The sequence below is a fragment of the Janthinobacterium longum genome (assembly GCF_051380735.1).
Classification (GTDB): Bacteria; Pseudomonadota; Gammaproteobacteria; order Burkholderiales; family Burkholderiaceae_D; genus Janthinobacterium.
The window spans coordinates 74985-89586 of record NZ_JBNYXQ010000004.1 but is presented as its reverse complement, the minus strand read 5'-3'; the positions used below and the strand labels follow the sequence as shown (position 1 = coordinate 89586).

17 protein-coding genes are annotated in these 14602 nt (G+C 62.0%); 10 read left to right on the top strand and 7 right to left on the bottom strand.

Annotation, left to right across the window (positions count from 1 at the left end; translation table 11 throughout):
- Nucleotides 1-129 precede the first annotated feature (129 nt).
- Entirely contained in the window at nucleotides 130-495 is a 366-nt protein-coding gene (locus ACQ4WM_RS13185; RefSeq protein WP_436547126.1) for an Imm10 family immunity protein, read from the bottom strand.
- A gap of 130 nt (nucleotides 496-625) precedes the next feature.
- Here ACQ4WM_RS13185 and ACQ4WM_RS13180 point away from each other — a divergent pair, with 130 nt between their 5' ends.
- The 3 genes from ACQ4WM_RS13180 to ACQ4WM_RS13170 all read left to right on the top strand — a co-directional run bounded on the left by ACQ4WM_RS13180 (nucleotide 626) and on the right by ACQ4WM_RS13170 (nucleotide 2503).
- The gene (locus tag ACQ4WM_RS13180) at nucleotides 626-1036 is read left to right on the top strand and encodes a GNAT family N-acetyltransferase (protein ID WP_436547125.1); all 411 of its coding nucleotides are present in this window, start codon (nucleotides 626-628) and stop codon (nucleotides 1034-1036) included.
- 93 nt (nucleotides 1037-1129) lie between these two features.
- A complete protein-coding gene (locus ACQ4WM_RS13175) occupies nucleotides 1130-1630 on the top strand; it encodes a hypothetical protein (protein WP_436547124.1) in 501 nt (166 codons plus the stop codon).
- Between the two features lie 75 nt (nucleotides 1631-1705).
- Nucleotides 1706-2503, top strand: coding sequence for a hypothetical protein (locus ACQ4WM_RS13170; RefSeq protein WP_436547123.1), 798 nt, complete (start codon nucleotides 1706-1708; stop codon nucleotides 2501-2503).
- A gap of 58 nt (nucleotides 2504-2561) precedes the next feature.
- Here the strand turns inward: ACQ4WM_RS13170 and ACQ4WM_RS13165 are convergent, their stop codons facing one another.
- From ACQ4WM_RS13165 to ACQ4WM_RS13150, 4 genes are all read right to left on the bottom strand, one after another.
- Nucleotides 2562-4877 carry an NADP-dependent malic enzyme gene (locus ACQ4WM_RS13165; RefSeq protein WP_436547122.1) on the bottom strand — a complete coding sequence of 772 codons (2316 nt, stop codon included), beginning with the start codon at nucleotides 4875-4877 and terminating at the stop codon, nucleotides 2562-2564.
- Between the two features lie 205 nt (nucleotides 4878-5082).
- On the bottom strand, nucleotides 5083-5697 hold the full coding sequence (locus tag ACQ4WM_RS13160; RefSeq protein ID WP_436547121.1) for an SMI1/KNR4 family protein: 615 nt from the start codon (nucleotides 5695-5697) through the stop codon (nucleotides 5083-5085).
- Complete coding sequence (locus ACQ4WM_RS13155) at nucleotides 5678-6271, bottom strand: SMI1/KNR4 family protein (RefSeq protein ID WP_436547120.1); 594 nt, start codon at nucleotides 6269-6271, stop codon at nucleotides 5678-5680. The genes ACQ4WM_RS13160 and ACQ4WM_RS13155 overlap by 20 nt, the downstream gene beginning before the upstream one ends.
- A 67-nt stretch (nucleotides 6272-6338) precedes the next feature.
- The gene (locus tag ACQ4WM_RS13150) at nucleotides 6339-7514 is read right to left on the bottom strand and encodes an MFS transporter (protein WP_436547119.1); all 1176 of its coding nucleotides are present in this window, start codon (nucleotides 7512-7514) and stop codon (nucleotides 6339-6341) included.
- 120 nt (nucleotides 7515-7634) lie between these two features.
- On the opposite strand from ACQ4WM_RS13150, the gene ACQ4WM_RS13145 reads away from it, so the two are divergent.
- Together ACQ4WM_RS13145 and thiL are read left to right on the top strand one after the other, a co-directional pair.
- Complete coding sequence (locus ACQ4WM_RS13145) at nucleotides 7635-8159, top strand: MarR family winged helix-turn-helix transcriptional regulator (RefSeq protein ID WP_436547118.1); 525 nt, start codon at nucleotides 7635-7637, stop codon at nucleotides 8157-8159.
- A gap of 56 nt (nucleotides 8160-8215) precedes the next feature.
- Complete coding sequence (gene thiL, locus ACQ4WM_RS13140) at nucleotides 8216-9196, top strand: thiamine-phosphate kinase (RefSeq protein WP_436547117.1); 981 nt, start codon at nucleotides 8216-8218, stop codon at nucleotides 9194-9196.
- Between the two features lie 54 nt (nucleotides 9197-9250).
- On the opposite strand, the gene ACQ4WM_RS13135 is transcribed toward thiL, so the two are convergent.
- Nucleotides 9251-9382: a hypothetical protein gene (locus ACQ4WM_RS13135; protein ID WP_436547116.1), complete on the bottom strand. Its 132-nt coding sequence runs from the start codon at nucleotides 9380-9382 to the stop codon at nucleotides 9251-9253.
- A 151-nt stretch (nucleotides 9383-9533) separates the two neighbouring features.
- Here ACQ4WM_RS13135 and ACQ4WM_RS13130 point away from each other — a divergent pair, with 151 nt between their 5' ends.
- Nucleotides 9534-9980 (top strand): winged helix-turn-helix transcriptional regulator, encoded by a 447-nt coding sequence (locus ACQ4WM_RS13130; RefSeq protein WP_436547115.1) that lies wholly within the window; start codon nucleotides 9534-9536, stop codon nucleotides 9978-9980.
- A gap of 80 nt (nucleotides 9981-10060) precedes the next feature.
- Nucleotides 10061-10543 carry a CinA family protein gene (locus ACQ4WM_RS13125; protein WP_436547114.1) on the top strand — a complete coding sequence of 161 codons (483 nt, stop codon included), beginning with the start codon at nucleotides 10061-10063 and terminating at the stop codon, nucleotides 10541-10543.
- Here the strand turns inward: ACQ4WM_RS13125 and ACQ4WM_RS13120 are convergent.
- Nucleotides 10533-12305, bottom strand: a complete 1773-nt coding sequence (locus ACQ4WM_RS13120) for a diguanylate cyclase (RefSeq protein ID WP_436547113.1) — start codon at nucleotides 12303-12305, stop codon at nucleotides 10533-10535. The genes ACQ4WM_RS13125 and ACQ4WM_RS13120 overlap by 11 nt on opposite strands.
- A 224-nt stretch (nucleotides 12306-12529) precedes the next feature.
- Between ACQ4WM_RS13120 and ACQ4WM_RS13115 the strand changes: the two genes are divergently transcribed.
- The 3 genes from ACQ4WM_RS13115 to traM are packed head-to-tail and all read left to right on the top strand — an operon-like array spanning nucleotide 12530 to nucleotide 14570.
- The gene (locus ACQ4WM_RS13115) at nucleotides 12530-13453 is read left to right on the top strand and encodes a metallophosphoesterase family protein (protein ID WP_436547112.1); all 924 of its coding nucleotides are present in this window, start codon (nucleotides 12530-12532) and stop codon (nucleotides 13451-13453) included.
- Between the two features lie 53 nt (nucleotides 13454-13506).
- On the top strand, nucleotides 13507-14235 hold the full coding sequence (locus tag ACQ4WM_RS13110) for a P-loop NTPase family protein (protein WP_436547111.1): 729 nt from the start codon (nucleotides 13507-13509) through the stop codon (nucleotides 14233-14235).
- Nucleotides 14235-14570, top strand: a complete 336-nt coding sequence (gene traM, locus ACQ4WM_RS13105; protein ID WP_436547110.1) for a conjugal transfer transcriptional regulator TraM — start codon at nucleotides 14235-14237, stop codon at nucleotides 14568-14570. The genes ACQ4WM_RS13110 and traM overlap by 1 nt, the downstream gene beginning before the upstream one ends.
- Nucleotides 14571-14602: the final 32 nt, after the last annotated feature.

The following is a 14602-nucleotide window of genomic DNA, read 5'->3' as shown; positions in this document are numbered from 1 at the left end:
GAAGAAGTGCCTTACGGTACAGCCCGGTAGCGAGGTGCCGTTTGAAGGAACACAAACTACCGGCGATTTCCCCGGCCTGCGCGTCAAGACCGGTTGCGGCAGCATCGCGTCATTCTTGACTGCTGCTCCTTATCGCTCTTCGCGGTAATACTCGCAGCCTTCAAACGTGGTGCGCAGCGCCTGCTGCAGCTGGGCATAGCGCTCCGGCGACAAGTTGAAACGCACGTCGATCTGGCCGTCGTCGTCCATCTGCATGGCGGCTTCGGCGTCCATCTGCACCGACAAGCGGTTGGGGTGCAGGATCACGGCGTGCATATGGCCGTACCACGAGAAGCCCTGGCCACAGTATTCGATATACGGCTCGTCCATGCCGAGCGCCACGTCCTGCTCGTCGTATTCGTCGGCGCGCTGGAACATCAGGTACAGCGGGTCGCCGTGGGCGGCCGGCGCGCCCAGGGTGGTGATCAGGGCGTCATCCTCGTGGAGGACGGACATTTCGGTGGCGGTAAATCCTGCGGACATGGCGTGCTTTCAAAGAGTCGATGCCGCCACCATAGCGCAATTGGCAGCTGGCGAACAGCCGCATTTATAATCGCCTGTCACCCACCCATTGCAGGAGTTCGCCTTGTCCACGCCTTACACCACCCGCCTTGCGATTCCCGACGTTGCCACCTATTGCCATCTGCGCAGTGCTTCCGGCCTCAGCGCCAAAACGGTGGAAGCGGCAGCAAAAGGCCTGCCGAACTCGCTGTTCGCAGTGCAGGTGCTGCAAGGCGAGCTTGTGGTGGGCATGGGCCGTATCATCGGCGACGGCGGCTGCTTTTACCAGGTGGTCGATATTGCCGTGCTGCCGGCGCACCAGGGCCGTGGCCTGGGCAAGCTGATCATGCGCGAGATCAGCGCATTTATTGCCAGCGAGGTGCCGGCCAGCGCCTATGTCAGCCTGATCGCCGACGGCCAGGCGCATCAGCTGTACGCGCAGTTCGGGTTCACGCACACGGCACCAAAGTCGGTGGGCATGGCGCTGAAGCGCTAGCAAGGTTGGCATGGCGGCCGAGGGGACTGCTTGCTATAGTGTCGGCAACGCGTGCCCGACGCCAGCCTGCCACATTGCCACCTGAGAGTTACCATGCTTTACCTGCTTGCCTTTGCGACCGTTGTCGCGCTGCTGTATTACGTTTTCCGCGACCGCACCCCCGTTCAGCCGCTGTCGAAAGCACTGGTTTCGATACGCCAGTACGTGCCTGCGATCCCGCCTGGCACGCCAGGCCACCACTGGACCGACGGCGGGCGCTATGCATCCGAAGTGGACAACGACTCGATGTACCAGCCGGCCATTGCCAGGCTGGCCGGCGAACACGGTCCTGGCAATGCCGATGAGAAATGCCTGGCGCTGTTGGTGTGCGACGATGCCAACCCGTTCCAGGACAAGGCCATTGCCGTCTTTATCGATGGCCATCTGGTGGGCTACCTGGCGCACGGCGATGCGCTGCGCCTGCACCGCAACCTGGCGCACCGGGACCTGGCCGGGCACTTCAGCTCGTGCGACGCCGTGATCCGCGGCGGCGGGTTGTGGAATCGCAAGCGCTTGTCGTATGCGGTGTGGCTCGACCTGGCACCATTCAACTGATCGTTCTTCAACCGTGCAAGTGGCATATTACGAAAAGGCTATACTTGCCTGATTATCCACAATCAGGGCATGCACATGGACTTACCACTGGCCAGCTGGGGCAACAGCCTGTTGCCCTTCGGCAGCGAACTGCTATGGACCGCCCTGCCGTGGATGTTGCTGTATGGTGTCATCGGCTTCGTGATCGCCGTGCTGGTCTGCTACCAGCTGGCCAAAAAATGCCTGCTGGTGCGCCGCCCACCCGCCTGGCATGTGGGAGCCAAGCTCAGCTATGTTTTGATCCTGGTGGCGCTGCCGGTGCTCGGTGGCGCGTTTGGCGCCGTGCACAGCGTACATCGCGTGGTCAACCAGGCGCTGGTGCGCGATCTGCAGCCGGTGTTCGAAACCCATGCGCCGGCGCTGCGCATTTACCTCGAGCAGCGCGTCAAACTGATGGCGCCAGGCCAGCCAGTCAGCATGCGCGGCCTGATCGAGCCGTTTGTGCAAGGCATGTACTATCGGCCTGTCTCTGGCAGTTACTGGGAACGCAGCAAGGCGCGCTGGATCAATGAATTCATCTTGCGCCGCGGCAGCCTGCTGCTGACTGACGTGCTGCAGAATCAACTGATTACCAGGGCTGGCGTGCTGGGCGAGACCTTGACGGGTGCCGACTTGCGCAACTTGAGCAAACTCGACAAGTCCCTGCCGCTGGTCCTGATCGACGCTATCACGCAGCAGGCCAGCGCCTATTTCAATTCGCTCAAACTCACGATCGGCCTGTTCCTGCTGCTGGCGCTGCTGCTGGTGTGGGGCGAGATCATGTTGTACCGCCACTATTACCTGCGCCGCTACCCGCTCGCCACGGCGATTCCCGTGAGCATGCCACCGATGTAAAAAGCCGCCCCTCCTTGCAGATGGGGCGGCTTTCACGCAGCAGGAGCTGCCAGGGACCTTACAGGCGTTGCGCTACAGCATCTACCACGCACAGCGCCGTCATATTGACGATGCGGCGCACGGTGGCCGATGGGGTCAGGATATGCACCGGCCTGGCGCAGCCGAGCAGGATAGGACCGACCGCGATGCCGTTGCCGGCGGCCGTTTTCACCAGGTTGTAGGCGATGTTGGCGGACTCGATGTTCGGCATCACCAGCAGGTTGGCGTCGTGCTTGAGGTCCGAGTTCGGCATCAGCTTGTGGCGCAGCTTGCTGTCGAGCGCCGTGTCGCCGTGCATTTCACCGTCGATTTCCAGTTCCGGCGCGCGTTCCTTGATAATCGCCAGCGCGGCGCGCATCTTCTGCGCCGAGGCGCTGTCGGAAGAACCGAAGTTCGAGTGCGACAGCAGGGCCGCGCGCGGCGACAGGCCAAAACGCGTCATTTCCTCGGCAGCCATGATGGTAATCTCGGCCAATTGTTCCGCGTCCGGGTTTTCATTGACGTGGGTGTCGACCATCACCAGCTGGCGCTCGGGCATGATCAGCACGTTCATGGCGGCGTAGACATTGCTGCCGGCGCGCTTGCCCAGCACCTGGTCGATATACTTCAGGTGCAACTGGGTGGTGCCGAAGGTGCCGCAGATCATGCCGTCGGCATGGCCCTTGTGTATCATCATCGAGCCGATCAGGCTGTGGCGGCGGCGCATTTCCAGCTTCGCGTATTCCTCGGTGACACCCTTGCGGCTGGTCATCTCGTAATACGTGGTCCAGTAATCGCGATAGCGCTCGTCGAAATCGGGGTTGATGATGTCGAAGTCGACACCTTGCTTCAAACGCAGGCCGAACTTCTGGATCCGCGTTTCCAGCACGGCAGGACGGCCCACCAGGATGGGACGCGCCAGTTTCTCGTCAACCACCACTTGCACGGCACGCAGCACGCGCTCTTCTTCGCCTTCGGCATAGACGATGCGTTTCAGTTCATTCGCGGTTTTCTTGGCCACCTGGAACAGCGGCTTCATGAAAGTGCCGCTGCGATACACGAATTGTTGCAGGCTGTCGGCGTACGCTTGCAGATCGGCAATCGGACGCGTGGCCACGCCCGACTCTTCGGCCGCCTTGGCCACGGCCGGCGCGATCTTGATCAGCAGACGCGGATCGAACGGCATCGGGATCAGGTATTCCGGGCCGAACGACAGACTGGTAAAGCCATAGGTGGTGGCGACAATGTCGGACTGCTCGGCGTGGGCCAGTTCGGCAATCGCGTGCACCACGGCAATTTCCATTTCACGCGTAATCGTGGTGGCGCCGCAATCGAGTGCGCCACGGAAAATGTAGGGGAAGCACAGTACGTTGTTGACCTGGTTCGGATAGTCCGAGCGGCCGGTGCAGATAATGGCATCGCCGCGCACGGCTTTCACGTCATCAGGCTGGATTTCCGGGTTCGGGTTGGCCAGCGCCAGGATCAGCGGGTTCTTGGCCATGGACTTGACCATGTCCTGTTTCAGCACGCCGCCGGCGGACAAGCCAAGGAAGATGTCGGCGTCCGGGATCACTTCGGCCAGGGTACGGGCGTCAGTGTCGCGCGCGAAACGTTCCTTGTCCGGATCCATCAGTTCCGCGCGGCCTTTGTAGACCACGCCGGCCAGGTCGGTGACGAAAATGTTTTCGAGCGGGAAGCCCAGGTCGACGATCAAATCCAGGCAGGCCAGGGCGGCGGCGCCAGCGCCCGACACCACCAGCTTGCAATTCTTGATGTCTTTGCCGACATACTGGATGCCGTTCAGGATGGCCGCGCCGACGATGATGGCGGTGCCGTGCTGGTCGTCATGGAAGACGGGAATCTTCATGCGCTCGCGCAGCTGGCGTTCGATATAGAAGCACTCTGGCGCCTTGATGTCTTCCAGGTTCACGCCACCGAAGGTCGGTTCCAGCGAGGCGATGATGTCAACCAGTTTGTCCGGGTCCAGCTCGTTGATTTCGATGTCGAACACGTCAATGCCGGCGAACTTCTTGAACAGCACGCCCTTGCCTTCCATCACCGGCTTGGCCGCCAGCGGGCCGATATTGCCCAGGCCCAGCACGGCCGTGCCATTCGTGATGACGGCCACCAGGTTGCCGCGCGCCGTGTATTTGTAGGCGTTGGCCGGATCGATGACGATTTCTTCGCAGGGCGCAGCAACGCCAGGCGAGTAGGCCAGCGCCAGGTCGCGCTGGTTGGTCAGTGTCTTGGTAGGCGTCACGCTGATTTTGCCGGGGCGCGGAAACTCGTGATATTCGAGTGCGGCCAAGCGCAATTGTTGACGCAATTCTTCTTTTTTATCAGATGACGAATCCATGCTGTGCTGCCTTCCTGTTTGGTCGATCGGGTGTTCGCGATTTTATCAGACCGATACTTTCAATTAGCTAGGTATTTTCCGCAAGCATAGTCTGATATCACGAAAGCGCATAACCTGCCATTGTAAAGGCCGTTGTCGGCACAAAACGGATTGACGTCAAAAACTATCGATTTTCAACTACCGATAATCTTTGCGATGAAGGACCTTACTCGAAATTCTCTTCGCTCAAGAAGCCATAGTCTTCGTCGATAAGCAGTTGCAGGTAATCGTCAAAGCTGTCGGCGATCACCTCGTAATTATCAGGATCGTGCATGAAGCGCACCACCTGCCCAACTTTGCCCGAGGCAGTCGGGTTGAAATCGACATACAGCACGGAACTGCCACCGTTGTTCATGCAGTGCGAGAAACACAGACGCTGCCCCTGCCTGATGCTCACGTCGATGCGCGCGTCGACGATGCCGGGATCTTCCTCGAGGTAATGGCCATAGATATCGGCGATGCTGCGCTGGCGCGATTGCTGGTCTTCGAGGATTTGCTCGACCGAGCTCAGGTAGTACGGATACTCATACGCGTCCGAGCCCAGCAGATACACCGACACCGTGCCGGCCGCATACTTCTCATGATAGGTGCCGTTGTAGATACCCAGCAGTTGCAGCAGGGTATCCGGGCACAGCGGGTATGCCTGGCGCAACTGTTCGAGCTGCTGCGCGCTGGCGCCTCTGGCCAGCGCCAGCGCGTCCAGGCTTTCCTGCGGCAAGCGCTCATGCACGCCAGCGAGGTAAGTTTCAAGCACAGCGGATTTATTGATCGGGGTCGACAAAACAGTACTCCTGGTTGATCTGCAATTGCAGATAGTCATCAAAACTGGCGGCAATCACGTGGTACTCCTCGGGGTCGTGCAGGAAGCGGATCACCTGCCCGATCACGCCACCGGCGGCGGGAGCAAAATCGAGATACAGCATCGAGGTACCGCCATTGTTCATGCAATGTGCAAAGCACAGCCGTTCGCGGCCACTGGCCTGCACGTCGATGCGGCTGTCGAGCACCACGCCATTATCACCCGGCGAGTCGCCATAGATCTCGACTATGCTGTCGGAATACAGTTGCCGGTCTTCCAGTATCTGTTCAACCGAGCGCAGGAAGTACGGGTAACTGCCCATGGCGGCGTCGGCGCCCAGCACCAGCACGGCCGTGCCGCCATCGTCATCATCGTCCCAGTGGGTGCCATTGATCTGGCTCAACAGGGCCAGCAAGCTGGCGGGGCAGTCCGGAAACGCCTGCAGCAGGCTGTGCAGCTGGACCGGGCTAGCGCCGCTGGCCCCGGCCAGCCGTGCCAGTGGCACCGGCGGCAGCGCCTGGCGCAGCCCGGCAAGATAATGGTCGACGATATGCATGCGCGATAAACTCCTCGTATAAGCAGGCCGCAAAATATATCAGCTCGGCCGAGTTCGCCTGCGCACGCTAGCGCAGCTTGCCACCCGGCGCAAAGCGCAGTGCAATGAGCAGCAGTAACACCACGCCACCGGCCATCACCATCCATGCCTGAGCCAGGCCGGACGAATGTTGGCGGATCAGGCCGGCAATAAACGGCATGCTGCTGGCGATGATGTAACCGCCGCCCTGCACGAAGCCCAGCAGCGCGCCGGCGCCGGCTGGCTCCGTCACATGGTCCATGCTGACAATCAGGGACAGCGGAAACAGCGCGCCGATGCCGCAGCCCAGCAGTATCACGGCGGGGATCGCCAGCAAGGTGGGCGCCATGATCAGGCAGGCCAGGCCCAGCAAGACGGACAGCAGCACCGCCAGCAGCAAGGGACGGCGGTCGGGAAAACGGTTGATGATGCTGGACACCACCAGCCCGGCCACCACTTCCACCAGGGTCAGGGCGCCCAGCAGCAGGCCGCTGTGCGACGCGCTCCACCCCAGTTCGGTATAAAACGGCGGCAGCCAGGCCAGTACCAGCGTATAGGCGCCGGTACCGATGCCGAAAAACAGCATCAGCAGCCAAGCGCGCATGCTGCCCACCGGCAAGCTGGCGCCTGCACCGCTGGCAACCTCACGCTGACCGCCCGCCACGCGGCGCCACAGCAGCAGCGCGGCCAGGGCCGGCAGCGCCCACAAGGCCAGCAGCACTTGCCAGCCCAGGGTTTGCCCCAACGGCGAGGCCGAGGCGGCGGCCAGCGCCGCGCCACCCATGATGCCGGTGGTATAAAAGCCCATCAACTGGCCGGCGCGCTGCGGGAAATGGCGCTTGATAAAGGCCGGCAGCAGTGCCTGCACCAGCGCGATGCCCAGGCCGCCGAGCGCGGCGGTAGCAATCAGGCCGGTGCTGCCGTGCAAGGGCCAACGCAGGGCGCAGGCCAGCGCAATGATGGCAATGCCCAGGCCCACGCCACGCACCACGCCCAGCCAGCGCTGCAATTGCGCACCGGCCAGTGCACACACGCCCATCGCAAACACCGGCACGGTAGTGAGCAGGCCGGCGTCGGTACTGCTGATGCCGGTGCCGGCCTGGATGACACCGAGCAAGGGACCGATGGCGGCCAGGATGGGGCGCAGATTAAGGCCCAGCAAGATGATGGCGGCCACCAGCAACGCTGATGAAGAGGAAGATAATTTATCGTTTGTCGATGGCATGGATAGTCCTTGCCCCGCAGGGAGGCGCATGGTTTAATACTTCACGCAGAAGTAACTCGATGAAATGTATCTTAACATGAAGATATAAACTCGTCCCGACGTCAAGATAAAAGGAGTTCCATGACTGATACCGTGCAAGAACACCAGCGTGCCCAGCTCGCAGCGGAACAATGGCAACGCGAACTGCCCGCGCTCGATACCAGGGCCATGCAGCTGGTGGGGCAACTGGGCACCGTGGCGCAACTGATGGCGCGCGACTGGCTCAATCCGCTGTTTGCCGAACACGGCCTGCAGCCCGGCGAATTCGATGTGCTGGCGACCTTGCGCCGTTCGGGTGCACCGTATGCGCTGACACCGACAGCGCTGTATGAAGCGGCCATGCTGTCCTCGGGTGGCATGACGAACCGCATTGACCGGCTGGAAACGGCCGGCCTGATCGAACGGCAAAAACACCCGACCGACCGGCGCGGCGTGCTGGTGGCGCTGACTGGCCAGGGCAAGGAATTGATCGACAGGCTGGTGCTGCTGCATGTGGCCAACGAACAGTGCATGCTGGCGCCTTTGACGGCGCGCGAACAAACCCAGCTGGGCCAGTTGCTGGCCAAGCTGCTGCAGGGCATGGGGCAGGCAAAAAATCAGGGCTGATGGCGGCCAGCGCCAGCCTATAATGACTGTCGATCACGCTCCTGCACACGACCATCATGGCCCAGCCCGACAACCTCTCCGAATTCGACCTGATCAAACAATATTTCGTGCGCCAGCGCGCGGGCCGCGCCACCCTGGGCATCGGCGACGACTGCGCCCTGCTGATGCCCTCGCCAGGCAAGCAGATCGCAATTTCCTCGGACATGCTGGTGGAAGACCGGCATTTCTTTGCCGACGCCGAGCCGCGCAAACTCGGCCACAAAAGCCTGGCGGTGAACCTGTCGGACCTGGCCGCCATGGGCGCGCGCCCGGTGGCGTTCACGCTGGCGCTGGCCTTGCCGCAAGCCAGTCGCGCCTGGCTGGCCGGCTTTGCCGCAGGCCTGTTTGCACTGGCAGACGCCCACGATTGCGAACTGATCGGCGGCGACACCACCAAGGGGCCCTTGAACATCTGTATCACCGTGTTTGGCGAACTGGCGCCCGGCCAGGCGCTGCGCCGCAGCCGCGCCGTGGCTGGCGACGATATCTGGATCAGCGGCACCCTGGGCGATGCGCGCCTGGCGCTGGCCGGCTACCGCATGGAGCAATCACTATCTGCCGACGAGCTGGCCAGCGCAGCGGTGCGCATGCACACGCCCACGCCGCGCGTGGCGCTGGGCTGCGCCTTGGCCGAAGCTGACCTGGCGCACGCAGCCATCGATATCTCGGACGGCCTGGCAGGCGACCTGAGCCATATTTTGAAAGCTTCGCAAGTGGGTGCCACGCTGGATGTCGACGCCCTGCCCGCGGGCCCCATCCTGGCGCTGCAGGAAACCGGCCTGCGCCGCCGGTTCGCGGCCGCCGGCGGCGACGATTACGAGCTGTGCTTCACGGCGCCAGTCGCATCACGGGCAGCGATTGCCGCACTGGCCATCGCCTGCGGCACGCCAGCCACGCGCGTGGGCCGCATCGAAGCAGAACCCGGCTTGCGCCTGGTGGACGCCAATGGCGCGGCGCTCGATTTGAGGCTCAGTTCGTTTGATCATTTCAGCGATTGACTGGAATGGCTGCGGCCTCAGGCCGGCAATTCGTCAAACTTGCGCATGCTGCGGTCAAACACGGCGCGCGGCAGCGGTGGCAGCCCTCAGCACCGTGTCCGCGACCACCTGCGGGTCGTCCCCGGTCTCCACCCATTTGCGCATCAGGCCTTCGCTGCGCGTGCGGCGTTCTGCATAAGTGGGCATGGGGCCATCGGCGCAAAGGCGCCGGTGACAAGTGCAATGCCTCTATTATTTTGCTTCATTTGAGTTCCTTGGCGGGACAGTAGTGGATTAATTATGCAGAGAATGAGAAAATAACACTATCAAAACAGTATCGTGTCACTTTTAAAAAGATATGAATGAAAAAAATAATGCAGCTCCGAGCTGCCCGGTAGCCCGTGGCATTGAGTCGGTCGGCGATGCCTGGAGCATGCTGATCCTGCGCGATGCGCACGCCGGGGTGACCCGGTTCGAGCAATTTCGCAAGAATCTGGGCATTGCGCCGACCATGCTGACCAAGCGGCTCGCCGCCTTGACGGAGGCGAACCTGCTGGAGCGGCGCGTCTACTCGGAACGCCCGACACGCGAGGAATACGTGTTGACGGCGTCGGGCCAGGACTTCCTGCCAGTGCTGATGATGATCGGGGCGTGGGCGCAGCGCAACTGTGGCGAACATCTCGCGCGCTATATTGACGACGCAACGGGCCAGGAAATCGAGCCCATCGGCATTGATGCGGTGACGGGAGCAAAATTGGGTACCCGGCCCATCAGGATGAGCCAGCTTCCGGGTGAAACTGCTTAAGGTTGCGCTACATACGCGAGCCGTCTGCGCCGGGGCGCTGTGCTACAGTCGGCACCTGACCACCTTGATGCACACCACCCATGAACAACGATCTTTTTGAGCTGGCGCGCGCCGTGGGCCAGTCCCTGCATGCCAGGGGGCAGTTGCTGGCCACGGCCGAATCGTGCACCGGTGGCGGCGTGGCCCAGGCGATTACCGACATCGCCGGCTCCAGCGCATGGTTCGAGCGCGGCTTCGTCACCTATACCAATCTGTCCAAGACCGAGATGCTGGGCGTGCCCGCGCAACTGATCGCCAGCTACGGCGCCGTCAGCGAAGAAGTGGCGGCCGCCATGGCGCGCGGCGCGCTGGCGCACAGCGAAGCGCACGTTGCGGTAGCCACCACCGGCATTGCCGGCCCTGGCGGCGCCGTACCGGGCAAGCCGGTGGGCACGGTGTGTTTCGGCTGGGCCAGCGCCGACGCAGTACAGACCGAACGCCTGGTATTTGCCGGCGACCGCCAGGCCGTGCGCGAGCAGGCGGTAGCACATGCCTTGCAGGGTTTGCTGAAGCTTACGGCGTAGTCCTGGCGATCATGGAGCGGTCGCGGCCGGCCTGCTTGGCCGCATACAGGGCGCTGTCGGCACGCACCAGCAACTCGTGGCGGCCAGCGCCGTGCAGCGGGTATTCGGCGATACCGGCCGAAAAAGTGCAGCCGGACACGCTATGCGGTGCCTGTTTGATCAGCAACTGGCGGTAGCGTGCAGCGATCTTGTCGACCTTGTGCGCCGCCACCAGACTGTCGGCCTGGCGCAGCAGCAAACAGAATTCCTCGCCGCCGTAGCGGCATACCATGTCGCTGCCGCGCAGCTGGCCTTCGACCAGGCGCGCAAACTGGATCAGCACTTCATCGCCGAAATTGTGGCCGTAGGTGTCGTTGATGCGCTTGAAAAAATCGAGGTCGATGATGATGATGGCCACCGCTTCATCGCCATTGGCCTCGTGCAGGATGGCGTTCAGGCAGCTTTCGAAATGGCGGCGGTTGTACAAGCCGGTCAGGTGGTCGCGCATGGCCTGCTCCTTCAGGCTGTCCTGCAGCGAATTGACGTGCATGATCTGGTGCGCCAGTTCACGGTTCAGGTGCTCGAGCTTGACGTTTTCCGATTCGCGCGCGGCCTGCAGCTCCAGCGCGTTGTCACGCTCGGCCTTCAGATTGCGCATCTCTTTTTCCAGGTTGCGCATCAGCACACGCGAAGCGCGCGCCGACTTGCTGCCCGCTTCGAAGGCGGCGTGATAGCGCTGCAGAAAACCATACGCGTCCTGCCAGTTGCCCAGTTGGGCGTTGATGTCGGACAGGCCGCGCAAGATCTGCTGCTGGTGAAACGGATTGCGTGTCCAGCTGAGCAGGCTGTGCGCCTGTGTCAATGACACCAGCGCGCTGGCCGGGTCACCCGCATGCAAGTCGAGCTTGCCCCGCACCAGCCACGCATGCATCTGTTCTTCCAGGTCCTGCGCCTGGTGCGCATATTGCTCGGCGCGCTGCAGCAGTTGCAACGCCATTTGCGCGTGCTGCAGCGAAATGGCGGCATGGGCGGCGATGCAGAACAAAAAAGCACGGACCGCGAGATTGTCTTCCGGCCAGTCATAAAACGGTTCGACCAGCGCCAGCGCCTCGGCCGGCTTGCCGGTGGCCAGCAAGCACATGGCCAGGTTGGCCGAGACGATGGTGTGCTGGTACTTGAGCTTTTGCGTGCCGATGATGTCGAGCGCCTCGTACAGCAAGGGAATCGCATCTTCGTCATTGCCCAGGTCATGTTGCGACGAGGCCAGGTTCGACAGGCTGTTGACGCGGTGCGCGGGCGTGCCGAAGCGCTCGGCAATATCGAGCGCCAGCAAAAAGTTGCGCGGACCCTCCTGCGTGTCGCCACGGTTCAGGGCATCGACGCCCAGACGCGCATACAGCATGAATTTATGCAGGGAATCGGGAATCTGCGCAGCCAGGCTGCGTGCCACAAAGAAGAACTGTTCCGCTTCGGCAAATTCGCCGCGCCGGCTGGCGTAGGCGCCCTGCAGCACGGCCACTTCCATGCTGCCTTCGAGGTCATGGCACAGATGAAAATACTGCTGCAGCGCGGCGCTGGACGGCTCGGCTTCACTGCCATAATAGGCCAGCCAGCACTGATTGAGTTCGGCATACGCATGGCCGCGCGGATACTGCTGGCGCCCGGCAGCGGCCAGGGCCAGTTGTGTCAGGCGCCTGGCCTGGTGGGGGTTGCCCACCACGCAAGACAGACCCTGCGAATTGAGACGATCAATATCGGTTTTATCGAGGCTGGATAACGGCACGGCAACCTTTTCACACTCTGGGGTGGATTTTTCACACAAAAATTGCTTTGCAACAATGGTATTCTTCACCCTTCATCATAACCAGATTTACTGTCGCACATGGTATCTTTGCAAATGGTTGTGGTAAAAACGCCAGTACGCGCTGTCTGCGCGGTACCTTGTCGGCGGTTGCCTGCGCAAGCAAAAACAACTATTCTCAATCATCTCCAGCCACCGCCCCGCCCATGACCCTGTCTTCGCCGTTGATCGCCTGCCTGTCCCTGCTGCCGTTGCTGTCCGCTTGCAGCGGCACGCCGTACACTGCTCCGTTGGCGCACGCCTACCTTGATGGCCCGGCCTACACCGTGTATGCGGCCGGCGATATCGCCGATTGCCGCCAGCGCGGCTGGCAATATACGGGGGCCGCGCTGACGGCGGAACTGATCGCCGGCGAACTGGCCGACAAGCCGGAAGCGGCCGTGCTGAGCCTGGGCGACCATACCTATCCGGTGGGCTTGGCGGCGGAATTTCGCGATTGCTATGCCCCCACCTGGGGCCGCTTCAAGGAACGCACCTACCCCACGCCCGGCAACCATGAATACTATGGCTCGAAGGCGGCCAGCGGCTATTTCGATTACTTCGGCCGGCCCGACTATTACAGTTTTACCCTCGGCAGCTGGCATGTCATATCGCTCAACAGCCATTTGCCGGCCGCGCGGCTGGCCGAACAGCTGGCCTGGCTGAAGGACGACCTGGCGCGCCACCCCACGCGCTGCACGCTGGCCTACTGGCATGCGCCTTTGTACAGCTCGGGCGGCCACCGCGCACCCAAGACCATGCAGCCGGCCTGGCAGGCGCTGCACGAGGCAGGTGCCGAACTGGTGCTGTCGGGCCACGACCACGATTACGAACGCTTCGCACCGCAAGACGCCAGCGGCAATGTCGACCAGCAACGGGGCCTGCGCCAGTTCGTGATCGGCACCGGCGGCGCCTTCCTGACACCGTTCTTTTATTTCATGCCGCACAGCGAAGTGCGCGACAACAGCAGCCATGGCGTGCTGCGGCTGCGGCTGCACGAAGCCGGCTACAGCTGGCAATACCTGGCCGTGCCGGACGATGGCCTGGTGGCCCGGCCAGCGCCAGACAGCGGCGCGGCGCTCTGTCATTGACCCTGGTTCACCTTTTTCAGTAGTTACAGACGCAATCACTTGGAGTAGTCGCAATGCAAAACACGGTACATTTCATCCTGCAGGGCAAAGGCGGCATCGGCAAGACGCTGGTGTCGACCCTGCTGGCGCAATGGATGGGCGGCAAGGACGGCACCCCGCTGCGCTGCTACGATACCGACCAGGAAAACGCCACCTTCTCGCGCTACAAGGCGATGAACGTCAAGCATGTGCCGGTAATGACGGAAGGGCGCATGATCGACCCGAAGCGTTTTGACGCGCTGATGATCGACATCCTGGAAGAGGATGGCAACTGCGTAATCGACAACGGCGCCAATACCTTTTCCCCGCTGATGGGCTATCTGCTGGAAAACGACTGCTTCGCGCTGCTGGAAGAATCGGGCCGCAAGGTGTATATCCACACCATCGTTGGCGGCGGCGACACCCTGCACGACACGGCCACCGGCTTTGTTGCCACGGCGCAGGCAACCCGCGTGCCGCTGGTGCTGTGGCAGAACGAGCACTTCGGCCTGCTGCAATCGGCCTCGGGCAAGCAATTCATCGAGTCACTGTCGTATGCCGAGCATCGCGCGCGCGTCAAGGGCAGCATTACCCTGTCGCAACGCAATCCGGATACCTTTGGCGCCGATGTGAAAAAAATGAATACGGCGCGCCTGACGATGCAGGAAGTACTGCAGAACGACAAATTCAACATCATGGAAAAACAGCGTATCAAGGTGGTCTACCGCGATATTTTTGAACAACTCGACAAGGTGCAATGGTAGTGGACCAGCATAAACTGCGCAGTCATGTGTTTGACAAGACCGGCATCAAAATCGACACCGACGACCCGATCTTTGCCCTCGTGGCACTGAACGAAGCGGTGCTGGCCGAGACCATCGAGCGCCAGTTGGCCATGCTGGACGCGGCCACCCAGGCGCTGGCGGCGCAAGCCTGCGCGGCGGGCGGCTTGCCGCCGCTGGCAACGCCAGTCACGCCGAAACCTGTCGAAACACGCTGGTTTGCGCCGCGCGAATGGCGCTTGCTGGCTGCGGCCGCCATCGTCTCGCTGGCCTGCGCCCTGCTGGTGCTGGCGGGCGCGGCGCTGCTGTGGCGCTGATCCTGAACTTTTTATCCCTCTCACTGGAAGCA

What these genes read in the sequence shown, in the direction of transcription:
- ACQ4WM_RS13185 (WP_436547126.1), bottom strand. Translation starts at nt 495, where the DNA reads ATGTCCGTCCTCCACGAGGATGACGCCCTGATCACCACCCTGGGCGCG.
- ACQ4WM_RS13175 (WP_436547124.1), top strand. Translation starts at nt 1,130, where the DNA reads ATGCTTTACCTGCTTGCCTTTGCGACCGTTGTCGCGCTGCTGTATTAC.
- ACQ4WM_RS13170 (WP_436547123.1), top strand. Translation starts at nt 1,706, where the DNA reads ATGGACTTACCACTGGCCAGCTGGGGCAACAGCCTGTTGCCCTTCGGC.
- ACQ4WM_RS13165 (WP_436547122.1), bottom strand. Translation starts at nt 4,877, where the DNA reads ATGGATTCGTCATCTGATAAAAAAGAAGAATTGCGTCAACAATTGCGC.
- ACQ4WM_RS13155 (WP_436547120.1), bottom strand. Translation starts at nt 6,271, where the DNA reads ATGCATATCGTCGACCATTATCTTGCCGGGCTGCGCCAGGCGCTGCCG.
- ACQ4WM_RS13150 (WP_436547119.1), bottom strand. Translation starts at nt 7,514, where the DNA reads ATGCCATCGACAAACGATAAATTATCTTCCTCTTCATCAGCGTTGCTG.
- ACQ4WM_RS13145 (WP_436547118.1), top strand. Translation starts at nt 7,635, where the DNA reads ATGACTGATACCGTGCAAGAACACCAGCGTGCCCAGCTCGCAGCGGAA.
- thiL (WP_436547117.1), top strand. Translation starts at nt 8,216, where the DNA reads ATGGCCCAGCCCGACAACCTCTCCGAATTCGACCTGATCAAACAATAT.
- ACQ4WM_RS13135 (WP_436547116.1), bottom strand. Translation starts at nt 9,382, where the DNA reads ATGCCCACTTATGCAGAACGCCGCACGCGCAGCGAAGGCCTGATGCGC.
- ACQ4WM_RS13130 (WP_436547115.1), top strand. Translation starts at nt 9,534, where the DNA reads ATGAATGAAAAAAATAATGCAGCTCCGAGCTGCCCGGTAGCCCGTGGC.
- ACQ4WM_RS13125 (WP_436547114.1), top strand. Translation starts at nt 10,061, where the DNA reads ATGAACAACGATCTTTTTGAGCTGGCGCGCGCCGTGGGCCAGTCCCTG.
- ACQ4WM_RS13115 (WP_436547112.1), top strand. Translation starts at nt 12,530, where the DNA reads ATGACCCTGTCTTCGCCGTTGATCGCCTGCCTGTCCCTGCTGCCGTTG.
- ACQ4WM_RS13110 (WP_436547111.1), top strand. Translation starts at nt 13,507, where the DNA reads ATGCAAAACACGGTACATTTCATCCTGCAGGGCAAAGGCGGCATCGGC.